The organism is Scandinavium sp. M-37 (assembly GCF_043558715.1).
GTDB classification, from domain to species: domain Bacteria; phylum Pseudomonadota; class Gammaproteobacteria; order Enterobacterales; family Enterobacteriaceae; genus Scandinavium; species Scandinavium vulneris_A.
In genome coordinates, this window is sequence record NZ_JBIGIN010000021.1 from 67,712 (window position 1) to 85,487 (window position 17,776).

A 17,776-nucleotide genomic window follows, 5' to 3' on the forward strand; every position below is an offset into this window, starting at 1 on the left:
TTCTACCACACTATGAGCAAAACACATTTAACAGAACAGAAGTTTTCCGACTTCGCCCTGCACCCTCAGGTGATTGAAGCCCTTGAAAAGAAAGGGTTTCATAATTGCACGCCCATTCAGGCACTCGCTCTCCCGCTGACACTGGCAGGACGTGATGTTGCAGGGCAGGCGCAAACCGGAACCGGCAAAACGATGGCGTTCCTGACGTCAACGTTCCATTATCTTCTCTCTCACCCTGCTGCAGAGAACCGCCAGGTTAACCAACCGCGTGCGCTGATCATGGCCCCTACGCGCGAACTGGCTGTTCAAATCCATGCTGATGCAGAACCGCTGGCCAACGCCACCGGCCTGAAGCTGGGTCTCGCTTACGGCGGCGACGGTTACGACAAACAGCTGAAAGTGCTGGAAAGCGGCGTCGACATTCTGATCGGCACCACCGGTCGTCTCATTGATTATGCAAAACAGAACCACATCAACCTGGGCGCGATTCAGGTGGTGGTGCTGGATGAAGCCGATCGCATGTACGATTTGGGCTTTATTAAAGATATCCGCTGGCTGTTCCGCCGCATGCCACAGACTAATCAGCGCCTGAACATGCTGTTCTCTGCCACCCTGTCCTATCGCGTACGTGAACTGGCATTCGAGCAAATGAACAACGCCGAGTACGTGGAAGTTGAGCCGGAGCAGAAAACCGGACACCGCATTAAAGAAGAACTTTTCTATCCGTCTAACGACGAGAAAATGCGTCTGCTGCAAACCCTGATCGAAGAAGAATGGCCAGATCGCGCCATCATTTTCGCTAACACCAAGCATCGCTGCGAAGACATCTGGGGCCATCTGGCTGCGGACGGTCATCGTGTCGGCCTGCTGACGGGCGACGTCGCGCAGAAAAAACGTCTGCGTATTCTCGAAGAGTTCACCCGTGGCGATCTCGATATTCTGGTTGCAACCGATGTTGCCGCCCGCGGCCTGCACATTCCGGCCGTGACGCACGTCTTTAACTACGATCTGCCGGATGATTGCGAAGATTACGTTCACCGAATCGGTCGTACCGGTCGTGCTGGCCTCAGCGGCCACTCTATCAGCCTCGCCTGTGAAGAGTACGCCCTGAATCTGCCGGCTATCGAAACCTATATCGGTCACTCGATTCCGCAGAGTAAGTACAATCCGGATGCGCTGATGAACGATCTGCCGAAGGCACTGCGCCTGACGCGTCCTCGTCCTGGCAACGGCCCACGCCGTTCCGGCGGTGGTGCACCGCGTAACCGTCGACGTTCAGGTTAAACGCCCTATGCTCAGCTCTGCTACTTCGCTTTATGCGGCAATTGATCTCGGTTCCAATAGTTTTCATATGCTGGTTGTACGTGAAGTGGCAGGGAGCATTCAGACCCTGACGCGCATTAAGCGCAAGGTCAGGTTGGCCGCCGGATTAAGCAGCGATAACACGCTGTCGCCGGAGGCGATGGAGCGAGGCTGGCAATGCCTGCGTCTGTTTGCCGAGCGTCTGCAGGACATTCCTCAGGCGCAAATCCGCGTTGTGGCCACCGCCACATTGCGTCTGGCTATTAATGCCGATGCGTTTCTTGCCAAAGCGCAGGAAATCCTCGGATGCCCGGTACAGGTGATTAGCGGTGAGGAAGAAGCGCGTCTGATATACCAAGGCGTGGCGCATACCACCGGAGGCGACGACCGCCGTCTGGTGGTCGATATCGGCGGGGCCAGTACCGAACTGGTCACCGGCACCGGGGCACAAACCACCTCATTATTCAGCCTGTCGATGGGCTGTGTCACCTGGCTCGAACGCTTCTTTACCGACAGAAATCTCGAACAAGCCCATTTTGATGCTGCTGAACAGGCCGCGCGCGACGTTCTGCGTCCGGTTGCCGACGAACTGCGTCACCACGGCTGGAAGGTGTGCGTCGGGGCGTCCGGCACCGTGCAGGCGCTGCAAGAAATCATGATGGCGCAGGGCATGGACGAACGCATCACCCTCGCCAAACTGCAACAGCTTAAACAGCGCGCCATTCAGTGTGGTCGTCTTGAAGAGCTGGAGATTGAAGGTCTGACGCTCGAACGTGCGCTAGTGTTCCCGAGCGGACTCGCCATTTTACTGGCGATTTTCAGCGAGCTGGACATAAAGTGCATGACGTTGGCTGGCGGTGCGCTGCGTGAAGGCCTGGTCTATGGCATGCTGCATCTGGCGGTAGACCAGGATATCCGCAACCGTACGCTGCGCAATATTCAACGCCGCTTTATGGTCGATACCGAACAGGCGGAACGCGTGGCACAGCTAGCGTCACATTTCGTCGATCAGTGTGATAAAAGCTGGGAAATCGAACCCCTCAGCCGCGATCTGCTGTTAAGCGCCTGCTACTTGCATGAAATCGGCTTGAGCGTGGACTTTAAGCAAGCACCACAGCACGCCGCCTATCTGGTGCGTAATCTCGACTTGCCGGGCTACACGCCCGCCCAGAGAAAACTGCTGGCGACGCTGGTCTTTAATCAAACCAACCCGGTCGACCTGCCTTCACTGCATCAGCAAAATGCTGTGCCGCCGCGCGTCGCCGACAGGCTTTGCCGTCTGCTGCGCCTGGCTATCCTGTTTGCAGGCCGTCGTCGGGACGATCTGCTGCCGGAAATATCGCTCAGTGTAGAAGGCGAAGCGTTGACGCTGAAGTTGCCTTCAGGCTGGTTGGCGACGCATCCGCTGGGTGCGGAACTGGTTCTGCAGGAAAGCCAGTGGCAGAGCTACGTCCACTGGCCGTTGACGGTCGAATAATTACTTTGCCTTCGCTTTTGCCAGCATCGCTTTGATGTTGGCCACGTTAGCCTGCCCTTTATGCATCCGCTCTTCCGGCGATACCACCTTACGCTCCTGCTCCCAGACGATATCATCCTGCGGTAATTCCAGCAGAAAACGGCTCGGCTCCGGACGCACCAGTTCGCCATACTGACGGCGCTCTTTGCACAGCGTAAAGGTCAGCTCCTTCTGCGCGCGGGTGATCCCCACATAGGCCAGACGGCGTTCCTCATCGACGTTATCTTCGTCAATACTGCTCTGATGTGGGAGTAGGCCCTCTTCCATGCCCACCAGATACACATACGGGAACTCCAGACCTTTTGACGCGTGTAGGGTCATGAGCTGAACCTGATCAAGCTCTTCGTCACTTTCACCGCGCTCCATCATGTCGCGCAGCGTAAAGCGGGTCACCACCTGCGTGAGGGTCATCGGCTCGTCAAGGTCGGAGCCTTCGAGCATTTCCGTCATCCAGCCAAACAGGGTGTTGACGTTTTTCATCCGCATTTCAGCGGCTTTCGGGCTCGGCGAGGTTTCAAACAGCCAGGACTCGTAGTCGATGCCGTGGATAAGGTCCCGCACCGCAGCCACGGGTTCACGTTCGGCCAGGCGCTGAACGTCCCCTAACCAGTGGGTGAACCGGGTCAACGATTCATAGCCGCGCCCGGTCAGGGTCTGAGTCAGGCCCATGTCGAAGCTGGCTGCAAACATGCTTTTATTACGCGTGGTCGCCCATTCGCCCAGCTTCTGCAGGGTCGCAGGGCCAATTTCACGTTTGGGCGTATTCACGATACGCAGGAAGGCACTGTCGTCATCCGGGTTGGTCAGTACGCGCAGATAGGCGAGCAGGTCCTTGATTTCAGGCCGCGAGAAAAACGATGTGCCGCCGGAAATACGGTAAGGAATACGGTTTTGCATCAGCAGCTTTTCAAACACCCGCGACTGATGGTTGCCGCGATAGAGGATCGCGTAATCTTTGTAGGCCGTTTTATTGATGAAGTGATGGGCGATCAACTCTCCCGCCACGCGTTCGGCCTCATGTTCTTCGTGATTGGCGCTCAGGACTTTGAGTTCTGCGCCGTAGCCTAACTCGGAAAACAGCTTCTTCTCAAAAACGTGCGGATTGTTGGCGATCAGAATGTTAGCGGCTTTCAGAATGCGACCGGATGAACGGTAGTTTTGTTCGAGCTTGATAACCTGTAACGCCGGGAAGTCCTGGCTTAACAGGACCAGGTTTTGCGGACGCGCACCACGCCAGGAGTAAATCGACTGGTCATCATCGCCTACCACGGTAAAGCGCGCGCGGCTGCCGACCAGTAGCTTCACCAGTTCATACTGGCTGGTGTTGGTATCCTGATATTCATCCACCAGCAGATAACGAATCTTGTTCTGCCAGCGCTCGCGTACTTCTTCATTGCGCTGTAGCAACAGGGTTGGCAGCAGGATCAGATCGTCAAAGTCCAGCACGTTACAGGCTTTCATGTGTGCATCGTACAGCCCATAGCAATGCGCAAAAATGCGATCGCGCTCGCCTTTAGCCTGTGCCGCCGCCTGTGAGGGCGTCATCAGATCGTTTTTCCAGTTGGAGATCGTCGAGATCAGCTGCTGAAGCACCACTTTATCATCGTCGATCAATCCTTCCGTCAGTTCCTTCAACAGCCCAACCTGATCGGTATCGTCGAACAGCGAGAAGTTCGATTTCATGCCCAGCGCGGCAAACTCACGCTTGATGATTTCCAGCCCGAGCGTATGGAAGGTCGAAATCATCAGCCCACGCGCTTCTTTACGGCCCATTGTCTGCGCCACACGCTCTTTCATTTCGCGCGCCGCTTTGTTGGTAAAGGTCACCGCCGCGATATGGCGAGCCTGATAGCCACACTGGTGAATCAAATGCGCGATTTTGTTGGTGATCACGCGTGTTTTGCCGGATCCCGCCCCCGCCAGCACCAGGCAGGGTCCGGTGACAAATTCGACGGCTTGTTGTTGTCCGGGGTTTAAACGCATAGGGTCACTCAATGAAAAACGGGAGGGCAGAAATAGAGCATGGTAGTATAGCGAGCCTGAACCACACCACTCAAGGCACGATCATGGCAAAAACAGCAGCAGCTCTGCATATTCTTGTAAAAGAAGAGAAACTGGCTCTGGATCTTTTAGAGCAAATCAAAAACGGCGGCGATTTCGAGAAGCTGGCGAAGAAACACTCCACTTGCCCGTCAGGTAAAAAAGGCGGTCACTTAGGCGAATTCAAACAGGGTCAGATGGTTCCGGCGTTCGATAAAGTCGTATTCTCCTGCCCGGTGCTGGAGCCAACCGGCCCGCTGCACACCCAGTTCGGTTACCACATCATTAAAGTGCTGTACCGGAAATAAAAACATCCCCTTCTCTTACCGGGAAGGGGATTGAGATTTGCACCCTCTCCCAAGGGAGAGGGTCGGGGTGAGGGCATCAGGCCGTACCCTTCTCTGTATCAACCTGCGACAGCAATACGTTTCATATCCGTCATGTACCCGCGCAGTTTCTTCCCGACTTTCTCGATTTCGTGGTTACGAATCGCTTCGTTCACATCGCGCAGCTGGGCGTTATCGACTGCACCTTCCGCAATGGCTTTACCGAGGTCGCCAGTTTGCAGGGTGGTCATGAACTCTTTCAGCAGCGGTACACAGGCATAAGAGAACAGGTAGTTGCCGTATTCAGCGGTATCAGAGATAACCACGTTCATTTCATACAGACGCTTACGCGCGATAGTGTTAGCGATCAGCGGCAGCTCATGCAGTGATTCGTAGTACGCCGATTCTTCGATGATGCCGGAATCCACCATGGTTTCGAAGGCCAGCTCAACGCCCGCTTTCACCATCGCAATCATCAGCACGCCTTTATCGAAGTACTCCTGCTCGCTGATTTTGCCTTCATACTGCGCCGCGTTTTCGAAAGCGGTTTTGCCGGTCTCTTCACGCCAGGTCAGCAGGTTTTTATCGTCGTTGGCCCAGTCAGCCATCATGCCCGAGGAGAATTCACCGGAGATGATATCGTCCATGTGTTTCTGGAACAGCGGAGCCATGATCTCTTTCAGCTGCTCTGAGAGCGCATAAGCACGGACTTTCGCCGGGTTGGACAGGCGATCCATCATCAGGGTGATGCCGCCCTGCTTCAGCGCTTCGGTAATGGTTTCCCATCCGAACTGAATCAGTTTTTCTGCATACGTTGGGTCAGTTCCTTCCGCCACCAGCTTATCGAAGCACAGCAGAGAACCGGCCTGCAGCATACCGCACAGGATAGTCTGCTCACCCATCAGGTCAGATTTCACTTCCGCGACGAAAGAGGATTCCAGCACGCCCGCACGGTGACCACCGGTTGCCGCAGCCCAGGCTTTAGCAATCGCCATGCCTTCGCCTTTTGGATCGTTTTCCGGGTGAACGGCGATCAGCGTCGGTACACCGAAACCACGTTTGTATTCTTCACGCACTTCGGTACCTGGGCACTTCGGTGCCACCATCACAACGGTGATGTCTTTCCGGATCTGCTCGCCGACTTCAACGATGTTGAAACCGTGAGAGTAACCCAGCGCAGCACCGTCTTTCATCAGCGGTTGCACGGAACGGACAACATCAGAGTGTTGTTTGTCTGGCGTCAGGTTTACCACCAGATCCGCCTGGGGGATCAGCTCTTCGTAAGTCCCCACTTTGAAACCATTTTCGGTCGCTTTACGCCAGGATGCGCGCTTTTCAGCAATCGCTTCTTTACGCAGGGCGTAAGCGATATCCAGACCGGAATCACGCATGTTCAGGCCTTGGTTCAGACCCTGAGCACCACAGCCGACGATGACCACTTTTTTACCCTGAAGGTAGCTCGCGCCATCGGCAAATTCGTCACGTGCCATGAAGCGGCATTTACCCAGCTGTGCCAGCTGCTGGCGCAGATTCAGTGTATTAAAGTAATTAGCCATGGTGATTCCTCGTGATGTTGTACTGTCTTATTGTTCGGTTCGCGTTTGCTATCTTGCGAGAATAGAACCACATTACATCAGGAAATTTATTGCGGAAATTGATATATTCACAACGTCACGTTGCAATTTATGCAATGTAAAATCGTGGAGTGTGACCCGTGGATTTACGCGATCTGAAAACCTTCCTGCATCTGGCGGAAAGCCGACATTTTGGCCGCAGCGCGCGGGCGATGCACGTCAGTCCGTCCACCCTTTCCAGACAGATCCAGCGTCTGGAAGAAGATCTCGGCCAGCCGCTGTTTGTGCGCGATAACCGCACCGTGACACTCACCGAGTCGGGTGAGGAACTGCGCGTTTTTGCCCAGCAGACGCTGTTGCAGTATCAGCAGTTGCGCCACACACTCGATCAACAGGGCCCGTCGCTTTCCGGCGAACTTCATATTTTTTGCTCGGTGACCGCCGCCTACAGCCATCTGCCGCCGATCCTCGATCGCTTCCGCGCCGAACATCCGTCGGTGGAAATTAAACTCACCACCGGCGATGCCGCCGATGCGATGGAAAAAGTGGCCACCGGCGAAGCCGATCTGGCGATTGCAGGTAAACCGGAAACGCTGCCGGCCGCCGTCGCTTTCTCCATGCTGGAGAATCTGGCGGTGGTGCTGATTGCCCCGGCGCTGCCGTGCCCGGTGCGTACCCAGGTGTCGCAGGAGAAGCCCGACTGGTCAACGGTGCCCTTTATCATGGCCGATCAGGGTCCGGTCCGCCGTCGCATTGAGCTGTGGTTTCGCCGCCATAAAATCAGCAATCCGTCGATTTACGCCACCGTGGGCGGGCACGAGGCGATGGTCTCCATGGTTGCGCTGGGCTGCGGCGTGGCGCTGCTGCCGGAAATCGTGCTGGAAAATAGCCCCGAGCCGGTACGCAACCGCGTGATGATCCTTGAACGTAGCGATGAGAAAACGCCGTTTGAGCTGGGCGTTTGTGCACAAAAAAAGCGGCTGCATGAGCCGCTTATTGACGCTTTCTGGAAACTTCTACCCGGAAATTAACCGGCCAGGAAGAAACGGAACGCCGGGTTTTGCGTTTCGTCGTGGCACTCATAACCCAGCTCGTTGAGTCGGGTTTCGAAATCCGGCTCATGCTCGCCCAGCTCAAAGGCTGCCAGCACTCGACCGTAATCGGTGCCGTGGCTACGGTAGTGGAACAGCGAAATGTTCCAGTGGGTGCCAAGGGTGTAGAGAAACTTCAGCAGCGCACCGGGTGATTCCGGGAACTCAAAGCTGTACAGCCGCTCCTGCAATGGCTTTGACGGACGTCCGCCAACCATGTAGCGGACGTGCAGCTTCGCCATTTCATCGTCAGACAGGTCAACGACGCTGTAGCCGCCATCGTGCAGCAGGTTGAGGATCTCATGACGCTCTTCCAGCCCACGGCTTAAGCGCACGCCAACGAAAATGCAGGCATCTTTGGCATTGGCAAAACGGTAGTTAAACTCGGTAACCGAACGGCCGCCCAGCAGCTGACAAAACTTCAGGAAGCTGCCCTTTTCTTCCGGGATAGTCACCGCCAGCAGCGCTTCGCGTTGCTCGCCCAGTTCACAGCGTTCTGAAACATAACGCAGACCGTGGAAATTCACGTTTGCCCCGGAAAGAACATGCGCCAGACGTTCGCCGCGAATATTGTGCTGGGCGATGTATTTTTTCATCCCCGCCAGCGCCAATGCGCCGGAAGGTTCCGCCACCGCACGCACGTCTTCGAACAAGTCTTTCATCGCCGCGCAAATTGCATCACTGTCAACGGTGACAATATCGTCAAGATATTCCTGACACAGACGGAAGGTTTCATCGCCAATACGCTTCACCGCTACGCCTTCGGCAAACAGCCCGACGCGCGGTAAATCGACCGGATGCCCAGCGTCCAGCGCAGCTTTCAGGCATGCAGAATCTTCGGCTTCGACCGCAATGACCTTAATTTGCGGCATCAACTGCTTGATCAGCACCGCCACGCCAGCCGCCAGACCGCCACCGCCAACCGGAACAAAGACCCTGTCGAGATGCGCATCCTGTTGCAACAGTTCCAGCGCCAGCGTGCCCTGCCCGGCAATCACCATCGGGTGATCGAACGGCGGTACCCAGGTGAAGCCTTGCTGCTGAGACAGCTCAATCGCTTTGGCTTTGGCTTCATCAAAATTCGCGCCGTGGAGCAGGACTTCACCGCCAAAACCCCGCACCGCATCGACTTTGATATCCGCCGTCGCGACCGGCATCACAATCAACGCTTTGATACCTAAGCGCGCAGATGAAAACGCTACGCCCTGCGCATGGTTACCAGCCGAAGCGGTGATCACGCCATTGGCTTTCTGTTCTTCGGTCAGGCTCGACATCATCGCGTACGCGCCACGCAGCTTGAAGCTGTGAACCGGCTGGCGGTCTTCGCGCTTCACCAGCACCACGTTGTCGAGACGTGATGAGAGTTTTTCCATTTTCTGCAGCGGCGTGACCTGCACGGCTTCATAAACCGGCGCGCGAAGCACCGCCCTGAGATATTCCGCCCCCTCAGGGGCGGTGGAGAGTGGTTGGGATTCGGCCATCATTAGCCCCCAAGTTTGGATTTATCGCGCACCGCGCCTTTATCCGCACTGGTCGCCAGGCTTGCATAGGCGCGCAGTGCAAACGACACCTGACGCTCACGGTTACGCGGGGTCCAGGCCTGTGCGCCACGCGCTTCCTGGGCTTCACGGCGCGCCGCCAGCTCCTGATCGCTCACCTGCAGCTGAATACCGCGATTCGGAATGTCGATTGCAATCAGGTCGCCATCTTCAATCAGCGCGATGTTGCCACCGCTCGCCGCTTCCGGTGAAACATGGCCGATGGACAGGCCAGACGTGCCGCCGGAGAAGCGCCCGTCGGTCACCAGCGCACAGGCTTTACCAAGGCCCATCGATTTCAGGAAGGTGGTTGGGTATAGCATTTCCTGCATACCCGGCCCGCCTTTTGGCCCTTCATAGCGGATAACAACCACGTCACCGGCGACCACTTTGCCGCCGAGGATCGCTTCAACCGCGTCGTCCTGGCTCTCGTACACTTTTGCCGGGCCGGTAAATTTCAGAATGCTGTCGTCCACGCCTGCCGTTTTCACAATGCAGCCGTTTTCCGCGAAGTTACCGTACAGCACGGCCAGACCACCGTCCTGACTGTAGGCGTTTTCCAGCGAACGAATACAGCCTTCGGCGCGATCGTCATCCAGGGTATCCCAGCGGCAATTCTGCGAGAACGCCTGGGTGGTGCGGATACCCGCCGGGCCCGCGCGGAACATGCTTTTCACCGCCTCATCTTTGGTCAGCATGACATCATACTGATCAAGCGTCTGTGGCAGAGACAGCCCGAGCACGTTTTTCACGTCACGGTTTAACAGGCCAGCGCGGTCCAGCTCACCCAGAATACCCAGCACGCCACCCGCACGGTGTACGTCTTCCATGTGATATTTCTGCGTACTCGGCGCAACCTTACACAGCTGTGGCACTTTGCGGGACAGCTGGTCGATATCACTCATGGTGAAATCGATTTCTGCTTCCTGCGCGGCAGCCAGCAGGTGCAGTACAGTGTTGGTGGAACCGCCCATTGCGATATCGAGGGTCATCGCATTTTCGAACGCTGCTTTGCTGGCGATATTGCGCGGCAGCGCCGTGGCGTCATCCTGTTCGTAATAACGTTTGGTCAGCTCGACAATGCGCTTCCCGGCGTTGAGGAACAGCTCTTTGCGATCGGCGTGAGTCGCCAGCAGCGAACCGTTACCAGGCTGCGACAGACCCAGCGCTTCGGTCAGGCAGTTCATCGAGTTGGCGGTGAACATCCCGGAACAGGAGCCACAGGTCGGGCACGCGGAGCGTTCAATCTGATCGCTCTGCTCATCTGAGACTTTCGGGTCTGCGCCCTGAATCATCGCATCGACCAGGTCGAGTTTGATTATCTGGTCAGACAGTTTCGTTTTCCCGGCTTCCATTGGGCCGCCAGAAACGAAAATAACCGGAATGTTGAGGCGCAGGGACGCCATCAGCATCCCCGGGGTGATTTTGTCGCAGTTGGAGATACACACCATCGCATCGGCGCAGTGGGCGTTGACCATGTACTCAACGGAGTCAGCGATAAGCTCGCGCGACGGCAGCGAATACAGCATGCCTCCGTGACCCATGGCGATGCCATCATCGACGGCGATGGTGTTGAACTCTTTGGCGACGCCGCCGGAGGCTTCAATTTGCTCGGCAACCAGTTTACCGAGGTCGCGCAGGTGTACGTGACCCGGCACGAACTGGGTAAACGAGTTCACGACGGCAATAATCGGTTTGCCGAAATCGGCATCGGTCATTCCGGTGGCGCGCCACAGCGCGCGGGCACCCGCCATGTTACGGCCGTGGGTGGTAGTGGCGGAACGGTACTTAGGCATGCTCTGTTTACTCCCGTCTATCTGTAAAATGGGACGGTGCGTGCCGTCCCATTGCTTTATTTTGAATGAACCTGATCCAACCAACCCCATTTATCTTCGGTTTCACCGGTAAAGAGGCCAAAGAATGCTTGCTGAATGCGCTTGGTCACCGGGCCGCAACGGCCTGCGCCAACCTGAATGCCATCAACGCTGCGTACCGGCGTGATTTCTGCTGCGGTGCCGGACATGAACACTTCATCGGCAAGATACAGCGATTCGCGGGACAACACCTGCTCGCGAACTTCGATATCCAGGTCTTTCGCCAGCTTGATGATGGCATCGCGAGTGATGCCCGGCAGCGCGGAAGAAGTGAACGGCGGGGTAAACAGAATGCCGTCCTTCACTTCAAACAGGTTTTCACCTGCACCTTCAGAGATATAGCCGTTGACGTCCAGCGCAATCCCTTCCTGATACCCATGACGACGCGCTTCACTGCCAACCAGTAAGGAAGACAAGTAGTTCCCGCCCGCTTTAGCCGCGGTTGGAATGGTGTTAGGCGCCACGCGATTCCAGGAAGAAACCATTGCGTCAATCCCCTGATCCAGCGCTTCTGCGCCCAGATATGCCCCCCAAGGGAAAGCGGCAATGATAACGTCAGTGGTGTAACCGGCTGGCGGGTTCACACCCATACCCACATCGCCCACGAACACCAGCGGACGAATATAGGCACTGGTCAGGTTGTTCTTACGGATAACCTCGCGGCAGGCTTCCATCAGTTCATCAACGCTTTGAGAAACCGGGAAACGATAAATTTTGGCTGAATCATGCAGACGCTGCATGTGTTCACGATGACGGAACACCACCGGGCCAATATGTGAGTCATAGCAACGGATGCCTTCGAAGACGGAGGTCCCGTAGTGCAGGGCGTGGGACATCACATGCACCTTCGCCTCACCCCATGGCGTCATCTCACCATTAAACCAGATGTAATCAGCTTTTTTCGTCGTCATTGTTCTTCCTTTTGCGCTCAGGCGCGGATTTGTTGTGATGTTGTTGTTCGTTGCTGGATCTCGACGCGGGCGACGTCAACCAGTTTACTTAACTGGCTAAACAGTAATTCGACTGGGCGAAGGCTGGCAACGGTCAATTCAATATTTATGTTTTGCGCATCAGTAGCGGTTTCCATATTCATGGCACAAATTTGAAAGCCACGATGACGTACCACACGCAACACACGCTCTAACGTTTCTGGGTTGAAGCGAGCCTCAACGGCAACCTGATGTTGATTCATGATAATTTCTCCAGCATTTCTGCATTACTGGCACCCGGTGGTACCAGCGGCCAGACGTTCTCGAGCTCGTCGATTGAGACATGAAGCAGATACGGCCCTTCGCTGTTGAGCATCGCGTCGAGTGCCGCTTCAACCTGGTCTTTACGGGTAATGTGCTGGCCGGGAATACCAAAAGCGCTGGCCAACGTCAGGAAATCGGGGTTATCCGTCAGGGTGGTTTCGCTGTAACGCTCCTGGAAAAAGAGCTGCTGCCACTGGCGAACCATACCCAGACGCTGGTTATCGAGAAGCACAATCTTCAACGGCAGTTGCTTGCGCTTCACGGTGCCGAGTTCCTGCACGTTCATCATGAACGACCCGTCGCCGGAGACGCAGATAACCGTGTCATTCGGACGCGCGACTTGCGCACCGACCGCGGCGGGCAGGCCGAAGCCCATGGTTCCCAAGCCGCTAGAGGTGATGAAGTTTTCCGGACGGGTGTACGTCATATGCTGCGCCGACCACATCTGGTGCTGGCCGACGTCAGTGGTGATTACGCTGTCTGCCGGTTTGCGGTCAGATAACTGCTTGAGTAACAGTGGGGCATAAATCGCTTCGCCTGGATGGTCATAGCGCCAGGCGTGTTCAGCCCGCAATTCAGCCGTATCCGCCCGCCATGCATCGATATCCAATGGTTGCTGTAACGCCGGCAGCAGCGCATTTAAATCACCCTGCAAACCTATGTGTACCTGACGCAGCTTGTTCAGCTCAGCCGGGTCGATATCCATGTGGATTACTTTTGCGTGCGGAGCGAAAGTGTTCAGCTTGCCGGTCACGCGGTCGTCAAAACGCGCGCCGACGGCAATCAGCAAATCACACTGCTGAACCGCCAGGTTTGCGGCTTTCGTGCCATGCATACCCAACATCGCCAGATAATACGGATAATCGGCATCGACCGCGCCCAGGCCTTTCAACGTACAGGTCACCGGCATCTGCGTCATAGCGATAAAATCGCGCAGAGCGGGTACGGCCTGCGCCATACCTACGCCGCCGCCAACGTACAGCATCGGCTTGCTGGCCTGGGCTATCATCTGGCGGGCCTGTTCAACCTCTTCAAGCGGGAAGGTATTTTCATCTTCAATGGAGGAGAAATGGGGTTCGAGTGCGGCGCTGGCAAGCTGAATATCTTTTGGGATATCAACCAGAACCGGACCTGGACGACCTAAGCTTGCCACCTGGAACGCTTCTGCCATTACCCGTGGGAGCTCTTCCAGCGACTGCACCAGGAAACTGTGTTTGGTGCAGGCCAATGATAATCCGATGACGTCCACTTCCTGAAACGCATCGGTGCCGATGAACGGTAAAGCAACCTGACCGGTGATGGCTACCACCGGCACGGAATCGAGCAGCGCATCGGCAAGACCGGTGATCAGGTTGGTTGCGCCCGGGCCTGAAGTGGCCATGCACACGCCCGTTTTGCCGGTTGCGCGGGCATAGCCAATGGCGGCCATCGCAGCACCCTGCTCATGGCGACACAGCAGATGTTCCACGCCACCGTCATACAACGCATCGTAGATCGGCATAATTGCGCCGCCCGGATAGCCGAAAACGGTTTCGACTCCCTGTGCTCGCAACGCATGTACCACCCACTGAGCCCCATTCATAGTTACTTCCCCGTCACATTTTGCGAGAAACAGAATTTTATGCTGATTTTCATGCCCTGCTCCTCTTTGGTTTTTCACAGTCATAAAAAAACCCCCGGACCTTTCGGTGCGGGGGTCTTAGTTCGTTAAGGCTTGATTCTTAAGCCTTTCCTCGTCCAAGTGCAGCCCCGCACGGTGGGATAATAATCACCACCACGCTAATCACTCGTAGAAGGGCTGTCATTTTGTGTTCTTTTGGCTTCTTGTTCGAAGGAATACCTAAAGAGTTACCACAGACCCTGAAGAGAAGACAAGATTTTTTTATATAAGCTTTTCCGATCTGGCTAACGATATTCGCAAAAAGTATTGTTTTTTATGAGAAATAACTGAGATGAAAATTCTTCACCCGACATAGGCAGCGGAACAAGATGGTATATTTGTCGATCATGCTTCCAAGTGTATGCAACGGTAATGAAATGGTGAGAAATATCGGGAATCATGCGCGTAAAATTTCGATTCATTCATTGCGGTCATTACCGAGCGCGACATACTGCTTTTACACGGAGGCTTTATGTCATTGTCGATTATTTACACACGCGCCGCATTAGGGGTGAACGCCCCCCTCATCACCGTGGAAGTCCATATCAGCAATGGGCTGCCGGGGTTAACCATGGTGGGCTTACCGGAAACGGCAGTAAAAGAAGCGCGCGATCGTGTCAGAAGTGCGGTCATCAATAGCGGTTACGAATTTCCGGCAAAGAAGATAACAATCAACCTGGCCCCCGCCGATTTGCCAAAGGAAGGGGGGCGATATGATTTGCCGATCGCGATTGCGCTTCTGGCAGCGTCAGAACAGCTCAATACCGCAAGGCTGAACCAATACGAGTTCATCGGTGAACTTGCGCTTACCGGTGCATTACGCGGGGTTACCGGTGCTATTTCAGGCGCGATGGAGGCCATCAAAACAGGCCGACAGATAATCCTTTCCGCAGAGAATGCCCCAGAGGTGGGCCTGATTGGCGGAACAGACTGTTTTATAGCCAGCCATTTACAGGAAGTATGTGCTTTTCTTGAGGGACGTACCGACTTACAACATCCCGCCGCCGAGGCGGATGCCATGAGTGCTGCCACAACCGATATTAGCGATGTCATCGGGCAGCCGCAGGGAAAGCGTGTACTGGAGATAACCGCCGCTGGCGGCCATAACCTGCTGTTAGTCGGCCCCCCTGGGACAGGAAAAACAATGCTAGCCAGCCGCTTACCCAGCATCCTCCCCTCTCTGAGCAATCAGGAGGCCCTGGAGAGTGCGGCAATTCTGAGCCTGGTCAGTGCAGGGCATGTACATAAACAATGGCGTAAGCGCCCATTCCGCTCGCCTCATCATAGTGCATCACTGACAGCAATGGTTGGCGGTGGAACAATACCTGCACCGGGCGAGATCTCACTGGCCCATAACGGCATTTTATTTCTGGATGAATTACCCGAGTTTGAGCGCCGAGTCCTTGATGCGCTTCGCGAGCCGATTGAGTCAGGAAAGATTCACATCTCGCGTACTCGAGCAAAAATCACCTACCCGGCTCGCTTTCAACTCATTGCTGCCATGAATCCAAGCCCTACCGGACACTATCAGGGTAACCATAACCGCAGCTCGCCTGAGCAAATCCTGCGTTATCTGGCGCGACTGTCTGGACCGTTTTTGGATCGCTTCGATTTGTCACTCGAGATCCCGCTCCCACCGCTGGGCCTGTTCAGCCAGACACCTGAAAAAAGTGAAAGTAGCCAGAAGGTGAAAAGCAGAGTGATCGCCGCCCAGCAACAGCAGTTCTCACGTCAGGGAAAGCTCAACGCCCTTCTTGATAGTAATGAGATGAAACGGTGGTGTGAGTTACTCCCTGATGACGCGGCCTGGCTGGAACAGGCGCTCGCCCACCTGGGGTTGTCGATTCGTGCATGGCAGCGTCTGATTAAGGTGTCACGAACCATCGCCGATCTTTCCGGAACAGAACAGATAGCACGGGAACATTTGCAGGAAGCACTGGGATATCGGGCAATCGAACGATTGCTTATCCATTTGCAAAAAATGATGGCGTAAAAAAGGGGCTTTCGCCCCTTTCTTATTAATCGTCGCTTTCGGTGTAGTCTTCTGCACCTTCTGCCTGCGGTTTACCGCCGGACAGCGTGTGGAAGCGTTTTGGCCGTTTGATGCGCGCCATGTATTTAATCCATACGCGTTCAATCTCTGTCGCCGGCTCACGCTCACCGCGGCATACGGCTACAAATTGCTTTTCATCTTCCGTTACCGGCTCGCGGTTACCCAGTTCCAGCTCATTAAACGCATAACCGTGGCGCTCCAGCAATTGGGCTTCTTTGATGGTGAAATCACCATGACGAGAGAACCCGCGCGGATAATTTTTATTGTCGAAAAAACGATTAGTCGTCGTAAAGCTTTCCGCCATCCTACACGCTCCTAATTCTTTGGCTGAGCTATTTATGGCGCGGAGTATTAGTTACGCTTGACAGAGCGTCAAACAAAACATTTAAATCAACACGACAAATAATTTTGTGGAGAAGGTTGTGGATACGGAATTGCTAAAAACTTTCCTTGAAGTGAGCCGAACACGCCACTTCGGGCGTGCGGCAGAAGCTCTGTACCTGACGCAGTCGGCCGTCAGCTTTCGTATTCGTCAGCTAGAGAACCAGCTTGGCGTGAATTTATTCACTCGCCATCGCAATAATATCCGCCTTACGGCGGCCGGTGAGAAGCTCTTACCCTATGCCGAAACGCTGATGAGTACCTGGCAATCAGCCCGTAAAGAGGTGGCGAATACTTCCCGTCACAATGAGTTTTCGATTGGTGCCAGCGCCTCGCTGTGGGAGTGCATGCTTAATGCTTGGCTGGGACGTCTCTATCCTGCGCACAACACACTGCAGTTTGAAGCGCGCATCGCTCAGCGGCAATCGCTGGTCAAGCAATTGCACGAGCGCCAGCTGGATCTATTGATCACCACCGAAGCACCAAAAATGGATGAATTCAGTAGCCAGCTTTTGGGGCATTTCACATTAGCACTTTATTGCGCGGCACCTTCCCAGGTGAAAGCCAATCTGAACTATCTGCGCCTGGAATGGGGCCCTGATTTCCAACAGCATGAAGCAGGGATCATTGCATCAGATGATATTCCACTCCTGACAACCAGCTCAGCTGAACTTGCGCGCCAACAGCTTGCCCCTCTCGAGGGTTGTAGCTGGTTGCCTATGAGTTGGGCGAATATGAAGGGTGGATTGCATACCGTTACTGACAGTGCGACGCTTTCGCGTCCGCTCTATGCCATTTGGTTGCAGAACAGCGATAAGCAGGCACAAATACGTGAGATCTTAAAAGTAGCCGTGCTTGAGTAGGGAGTTTTGGAAGTAGCGCTGAGGGGTGGCGGATGAAAATCCGCTGAATTAAAGACAAAAAAAATCCTTTGCCGAAGCAAAGGATTATTATATGGCAGGGGCGGAGAGACTCGAACTCGCGACACCCGGTTTTGGAGACCGGTGCTCTACCAACTGAGCTACGCCCCTAAATTACGCTTATTATTAAGCCCGCAATGAAGCAGGCTTAATTTTCTAATAAGTGGCGGAACGGACGGGACTCGAACCCGCGACCCCCTGCGTGACAGGCAGGTATTCTAACCGACTGAACTACCGCTCCACCGAAT

15 protein-coding genes and 2 tRNA genes are annotated in these 17,776 nt (G+C 55.1%); 6 read left to right on the top strand and 11 right to left on the bottom strand.

The annotated features are described in order from the left end of the window. The first annotated feature begins 12 nt into the window (after positions 1-12). A complete protein-coding gene (gene rhlB, locus ACG0Z5_RS15795; RefSeq protein ID WP_319629703.1) occupies positions 13-1,284 on the top strand; it encodes an ATP-dependent RNA helicase RhlB in 1,272 nt (423 codons plus the stop codon). A 7-nt stretch (positions 1,285-1,291) separates the two neighbouring features. Further along, a complete protein-coding gene (gene gppA / locus ACG0Z5_RS15800) occupies positions 1,292-2,779 on the top strand; it encodes a guanosine-5'-triphosphate,3'-diphosphate diphosphatase (RefSeq protein ID WP_394448981.1) in 1,488 nt (495 codons plus the stop codon). Here gppA and rep read toward each other — a convergent pair whose 3' ends face one another. After that, positions 2,780-4,801, bottom strand: a complete 2,022-nt coding sequence (gene rep / locus ACG0Z5_RS15805; protein ID WP_394448984.1) for a DNA helicase Rep — start codon at positions 4,799-4,801, stop codon at positions 2,780-2,782. 83 nt (positions 4,802-4,884) lie between these two features. Here rep and ppiC point away from each other — a divergent pair, with 83 nt between their 5' ends. After that, positions 4,885-5,166 carry a peptidylprolyl isomerase PpiC gene (gene ppiC / locus ACG0Z5_RS15810; protein ID WP_394448987.1) on the top strand — a complete coding sequence of 94 codons (282 nt, stop codon included), beginning with the start codon at positions 4,885-4,887 and terminating at the stop codon, positions 5,164-5,166. Between the two features lie 98 nt (positions 5,167-5,264). Here the strand turns inward: ppiC and ilvC are convergent, their stop codons facing one another. Further along, positions 5,265-6,740: a ketol-acid reductoisomerase gene (gene ilvC, locus ACG0Z5_RS15815; protein ID WP_394448990.1), complete on the bottom strand. Its 1,476-nt coding sequence runs from the start codon at positions 6,738-6,740 to the stop codon at positions 5,265-5,267. Positions 6,741-6,898: 158 nt separating this feature from the next. Here ilvC and ilvY point away from each other — a divergent pair, with 158 nt between their 5' ends. Beyond that, entirely contained in the window at positions 6,899-7,789 is an 891-nt protein-coding gene (ilvY, locus tag ACG0Z5_RS15820; protein ID WP_394448992.1) for an HTH-type transcriptional activator IlvY, read from the top strand. Here the strand turns inward: ilvY and ilvA are convergent. From ilvA to ACG0Z5_RS15850, 6 genes are all read right to left on the bottom strand, one after another. After that, on the bottom strand, positions 7,786-9,330 hold the full coding sequence (gene ilvA, locus ACG0Z5_RS15825) for a threonine ammonia-lyase, biosynthetic (RefSeq protein WP_394449016.1): 1,545 nt from the start codon (positions 9,328-9,330) through the stop codon (positions 7,786-7,788). The genes ilvY and ilvA overlap by 4 nt on opposite strands. Positions 9,331-9,332: 2 nt before the next feature. Next, positions 9,333-11,183, bottom strand: coding sequence for a dihydroxy-acid dehydratase (gene ilvD / locus ACG0Z5_RS15830; RefSeq protein WP_394448995.1), 1,851 nt, complete (start codon positions 11,181-11,183; stop codon positions 9,333-9,335). A 56-nt stretch (positions 11,184-11,239) separates the two neighbouring features. Next, positions 11,240-12,172 (bottom strand): branched-chain amino acid transaminase, encoded by a 933-nt coding sequence (locus tag ACG0Z5_RS15835; RefSeq protein ID WP_319629710.1) that lies wholly within the window; start codon positions 12,170-12,172, stop codon positions 11,240-11,242. A 17-nt stretch (positions 12,173-12,189) separates the two neighbouring features. Then, positions 12,190-12,453 (bottom strand): acetolactate synthase 2 small subunit, encoded by a 264-nt coding sequence (gene ilvM / locus ACG0Z5_RS15840; RefSeq protein ID WP_319786413.1) that lies wholly within the window; start codon positions 12,451-12,453, stop codon positions 12,190-12,192. Next, positions 12,450-14,096: an acetolactate synthase 2 catalytic subunit gene (ilvG, locus tag ACG0Z5_RS15845; protein ID WP_394448997.1), complete on the bottom strand. Its 1,647-nt coding sequence runs from the start codon at positions 14,094-14,096 to the stop codon at positions 12,450-12,452. The genes ilvM and ilvG overlap by 4 nt, the downstream gene beginning before the upstream one ends. Before the next feature lie 139 nt (positions 14,097-14,235). Next, on the bottom strand, positions 14,236-14,319 hold the full coding sequence (locus ACG0Z5_RS15850; protein WP_031606660.1) for an IlvGEDA operon leader peptide: 84 nt from the start codon (positions 14,317-14,319) through the stop codon (positions 14,236-14,238). Between the two features lie 327 nt (positions 14,320-14,646). Between ACG0Z5_RS15850 and ACG0Z5_RS15855 the strand changes: the two genes are divergently transcribed. Continuing rightward, on the top strand, positions 14,647-16,167 hold the full coding sequence (locus ACG0Z5_RS15855) for a YifB family Mg chelatase-like AAA ATPase (protein ID WP_394449000.1): 1,521 nt from the start codon (positions 14,647-14,649) through the stop codon (positions 16,165-16,167). Positions 16,168-16,192: 25 nt separating this feature from the next. Here the strand turns inward: ACG0Z5_RS15855 and ACG0Z5_RS15860 are convergent, their stop codons facing one another. Further along, positions 16,193-16,531, bottom strand: coding sequence for a DUF413 domain-containing protein (locus tag ACG0Z5_RS15860; protein WP_097164579.1), 339 nt, complete (start codon positions 16,529-16,531; stop codon positions 16,193-16,195). A 118-nt stretch (positions 16,532-16,649) separates the two neighbouring features. On the opposite strand from ACG0Z5_RS15860, the gene hdfR reads away from it, so the two are divergent. Then, a complete protein-coding gene (gene hdfR, locus ACG0Z5_RS15865; protein WP_394449003.1) occupies positions 16,650-17,471 on the top strand; it encodes an HTH-type transcriptional regulator HdfR in 822 nt (273 codons plus the stop codon). 92 nt (positions 17,472-17,563) lie between these two features. Here hdfR and ACG0Z5_RS15870 read toward each other — a convergent pair. Both ACG0Z5_RS15870 and ACG0Z5_RS15875 read right to left on the bottom strand, forming a co-directional pair. Continuing rightward, a tRNA-Trp gene (locus tag ACG0Z5_RS15870) sits at positions 17,564-17,639 on the bottom strand. A 53-nt stretch (positions 17,640-17,692) separates the two neighbouring features. Further along, positions 17,693-17,769: transfer RNA gene (locus ACG0Z5_RS15875), tRNA-Asp, on the bottom strand. Positions 17,770-17,776 lie beyond the last annotated feature (7 nt).